A 4,087-nucleotide genomic window follows, 5' to 3' on the forward strand; every position below is an offset into this window, starting at 1 on the left:
CCTCCCTCCGCAAGCCCTGCGCTCGGCCTCCTTAAGTCGCGATCTGTGTTGCCTGGACTACCGCGCGCTTAGAAGCAAGAGCAAAAGCATTAGCAAGAGCAAGAGCAAGAGCAAGAGCCAAAACAGCGCATTTCTCTGAACTTGAGAGTTGAGCAGCTGCCCAACTTTCTGGATTACACATCACCCCTGTAGGAGCGGTCGACCCGGTACCCCAGGAAGGCCGCCCCTGCAAGCTACTGTGGGTAATTGGCTAAGTACACTTAAGCACCTTATATATACTTGCCACAGATCACCTATACAGTTCCATCACTGGAAGCCCCCATGCTCTAACAGGGATCGCTACTTGATCAAACCAAAAAGATCAGGGCTGCGAGGCGATAGCCTTCTCAATCGCTGTTCTAAACTCGACGTCATCCGGTTTCGTCAAACTCGAAAAACTACCAATCACCTTGCCCTGGCGATCAATTACATACTTGTAGAAGTTCCACTTGGGCGCACTGCTCTGCCTGGCCAATTCAGCGAACATCGGAATCGCATCCTTGCCCCGCACCGCCTGCTCCTTGGTCATGGTGAACGTCACACCATAATTCGCGTAACACACCTTCGCCGTCTTCTCGCTGTCCGCATCCTCCTGCTTGAAGTCGTTCGAAGGCACACCCAGCATCTCCAACCCACGGCCATGGTACTGCTTGTACACCGCCTCAAGCCCCTCGAACTGCGGCGCAAACCCGCAATAGCTCGCCGTGTTGATCACCACCAAGGGCTTGCCAGCAAACCGCTCGCACAAAGCGACCTCACCCTTGCCCCGCAACTCCGGCAACGAACCCTGCAACACGGCCGGGCATTCGGTCGCCCAGCTGGACGCGCTGGCCATCAACGCCAATACCGGCACCACCATCCACTTCACGCTCATGACATCTCGCTCCTGCTCGATCAACCTTGAACTGGCAGCGTAGTGCCTAACAGGCGCCCATGCCCAATTGCATGAGCGCCATGCCGCCCTCGTGCCACCCCCACCAGACCAGCGTCAGCACCAAAAGCGCCGCCACCGCGAGGGCGATACGGATCAGTCCAGGGCTCATGCCGCTGTTGCCTGCAAGCGTGCCACAGGCCGTTCACGAACCGGCCAGTTGAGCGCCGCAGCCAAGACACTCAGCAGGATCGCGATCTGCCAGACCAGGTCATAACTGCCAGTACGGTCATACACCACGCCTCCCAGCCAACCGCCCAGAAACGCCCCAAGCTGGTGGAACAGGAAGACGATACCGCCAAGCATCGACAAGTTGCGCACGCCAAAGACCGTCGCGACGGTACCGTTGGTGAGCGGTACGGTGGACAGCCACAACAGGCCCATCGCAATACCGAACAGGTACGCGCTGAAGGCACTCACCGGCGCCCAGAGAAACAGCACGATGACGACTGCACGCAGCAGGTAGAGCCCGGTCAGCAACCGTGGCTTGGACAGGCGCCCGCCCAGCCAACCGGCCGTGAACGTGCCCACGATATTGAACAGGCCCACCAGGGCCAGCACGGTCGTGCCCGTGGTGGCTGGCAGATGCTGGTCTACCAGGTACGCCGGCAGGTGCACCCCGATGAACACCACCTGGAAGCCACACACGAAAAAACCTAGCGCCAGCAACCAGAAGCCGGCATGCCCACAGGCCTCACGCAGCGCCTCGCCCAGGGTCTGCTCGTTGCCGTACGCGGGCAAAGGCCGGTCGCGCAACAGGCCTACCAACGGCACGATGAAGGCGACCAGCAGGCCCAGTACCAGCAAGGCGGCCGACCAGCCCAGCCATTGGATCAGGCCGAGGGTGCCGGGCAGCATGGCGAACTGACCGAACGAACCGGCGGCACTGGCAATGCCCATGGCCATGCTGCGCTTTTCAGGCGGCACGGCCCGGCCGACGACGCCCAGGATGACCGAAAAGGACGTACCCGACAGGCCGATGCCGATCAACAGACCAGCGCTCAGTGACAACGACCAGGCAGAATCGGCCATCCCCATCATCGCCAGGCCCACCGCATACAGCACGCCGCCCACCATGACCACCCGCGAGGCGCCAAGACGATCGGCCAACGCCCCGGCGAACGGCTGGGCCAGGCCCCAGATCAGGTTCTGCAAGGCGATGGCGAAGGCAAAGACCCCTCGACCCCAGCCGAAATCGGCGCTCATCGGCGCCAGGAACAGGCCAAAGCCGTGCCTGACGCCCAGTGACAGCGCGAGGATCAGCGCCGCCCCAGCCAACACCCATCCACTGGTTCGCCATACAGACGTCATTGTTATTGTCTCCAGCCCATCGCAAGGTCGTCAGGTGCTGCCGCTGATAAAACCTGATATTCCAGGGACGGTGACCGCCCTGTACGTCGAGTCATCAAGGAAGCATTTGGTTACAGCATGAACGCTGGAGCCGACTGACAGCAAGCAGGACATCAGCAGACGTCGCCATTGGTCTATGGCCAGTCGTTTGCGTATCGGTTCGAACGCCGGCGTCGCCTGCCGTGGCAGCGGGTCGGGCACCCCCTGGTCGATCGCCTGCCAGTAACGCCAGGGCACTTTGGCGGTACCCAATTCGTAATCCATCCCGTCCCAGCTGTCTTCGCGGAAACTGTAGAACGCCCAGTGCACGCGGTGCTGATCGAGCACGCCCAGTACGTCCTCCGGGTACTGCCGGCAGCCTGACAGGCGGCGCGTGCAGCCGAACTCGCCCACCACCAGGCGCGAATGGGGCACGTTCGTGGCATCGGCCCTGTTCAGCGGGGCCTGCAGGTACTGCGCCACGCGCTGGCCGTCCCCTTGCTGAGGCTGGCCGGAAGACCGCGCTGCCGCGATTTGCTCAGCGGATCACGACAAGGCCCAGCAGGACGGTGAGCTCAAGCAGTTCCAGCAGTGCACCTGCGGTGTCGCCCGTGGTGCCGCCCAGACGATTGCACATCACCCTGCGCAATGCCACGAACACGACCGCCGTCAGCACCATTGCCCAGCCGGTCAAAGCCAGGCCCAGGCCAGCACAGGTCAACAGTACCCATCCCGCTGCGCGGCGGGGCATGTGATCGGCCAGTGCCTGGCCTAACCCGCCAGGGCGCACATAGGGAGTACACAGGAACAACCCCAGCATCGCTGCTCGACCAATGACCGGTGCAAGCATCAGTTGCAGGCCAGCCCCCTGCTCGATCAGTGCCCACAAGGCGCAGAACTTGAGCAGCAGCACCAAAACCAGCGTCACCACCGCTGCCGGCCCGCTGCGCGGGTCCTTCATGATCTGCAGCGTGCGTTCACGATCACCAAACCCGCCTAGCCAGGCATCTGCGCTGTCTGCCAGGCCGTCCAGGTGCAGCGCGCCACTGAGCAGCACCCAGAGGGTCAATAGCAAGGCAGCATGCAGCGCCGCCGGAACGCCTTCGAGCCAGTGGCTGGCCAGCCACAGCACCAGACCGAACAGCAGCCCGACCAAGGGGTAGTACAACAACGAGCGGCCCACTTGGCGTGGCGTTGGCATGCCAGGCAAGGTGACAGGGAGGCTGCTTAGAAACTGCAGGGCAATCCAGAATGGCTGCATGCTAACCCTCCTCAGCCAGCTGGCCATCCTCGCCGACTTGCAAGCGCACCCGTGCGCCATGGCCGACTTCCACCTGCAACAGCTGCGCCCTGGGCAGGCCCCGGGCGCGGGCCAGCAGCAGGCGCATGACACCCCCATGGGTGACCAGCAGTACGCGCTTGCCGGCATGCTGGCGGTACAACCCCTCGATGGCTGTCAGGACGCGCTGCGCAAACGCCTGGACCGGCTCGCCATTGGGCGGCGTATAGCCATAGGGGTCAGCCCAGAACTGCCCAAGCGCCTGTGCGTCGTGTTCCATGATCTGCAACGCCGTACGCCCTTCCCAATCGCCGAAATGCAGCTCTTGCAATGCAGGCTCGCGCTGCACGGGCAGGCCCAGCCTGGCGCCCAATTCATCGGCGAATCGGCCACAGCGCTGCAACGGCGAACTGACCAATGCCTGCCAAGGCCCTGCGTCGGCCACGGCAGCGCGCATTTGGGCCCAGCCCTTTTCGGTCAGGGCGTCATCGAGGCTGCCACGCAGGCCA

5 protein-coding genes and 1 pseudogene are annotated in these 4,087 nt (G+C 62.9%); all 6 read right to left on the bottom strand.

Annotated elements, in window-relative coordinates:
• Positions 1 to 361: 361 nt before the first annotated feature.
• On the bottom strand, positions 362 to 913 hold the full coding sequence (locus B2S33_RS13860) for a glutathione peroxidase (protein WP_027913937.1): 552 nt from the start codon (positions 911 to 913) through the stop codon (positions 362 to 364).
• A 46-nt stretch (positions 914 to 959) separates the two neighbouring features.
• A complete protein-coding gene (locus B2S33_RS13865; protein ID WP_255212321.1) occupies positions 960 to 1,082 on the bottom strand; it encodes a hypothetical protein in 123 nt (40 codons plus the stop codon).
• Positions 1,079 to 2,281 carry an MFS transporter gene (locus tag B2S33_RS13870; protein WP_028686859.1) on the bottom strand — a complete coding sequence of 401 codons (1,203 nt, stop codon included), beginning with the start codon at positions 2,279 to 2,281 and terminating at the stop codon, positions 1,079 to 1,081. Before B2S33_RS13870 ends, B2S33_RS13865 begins: the two co-directional genes overlap by 4 nt.
• Positions 2,282 to 2,452: 171 nt before the next feature.
• A pseudogene (locus B2S33_RS13875) lies at positions 2,453 to 2,815 on the bottom strand (glycosyl hydrolase); the annotation flags it as partial.
• Positions 2,816 to 2,837: 22 nt separating this feature from the next.
• On the bottom strand, positions 2,838 to 3,560 hold the full coding sequence (locus B2S33_RS13880) for an adenosylcobinamide-GDP ribazoletransferase (RefSeq protein WP_027913934.1): 723 nt from the start codon (positions 3,558 to 3,560) through the stop codon (positions 2,838 to 2,840).
• A gap of 1 nt (position 3,561) precedes the next feature.
• Positions 3,562 to 4,087 (bottom strand): alpha-ribazole phosphatase family protein (gene cobC, locus B2S33_RS13885; protein WP_288650520.1); only part of this gene is annotated, 526 nt, incomplete at its 5' end.

Origin of the sequence: Pseudomonas sp. UBA5568 (assembly GCF_002425525.1) — a bacterium.
In the GTDB taxonomy this organism is placed as follows: Bacteria; Pseudomonadota; Gammaproteobacteria; order Pseudomonadales; family Pseudomonadaceae; genus Aquipseudomonas; species Aquipseudomonas fulva.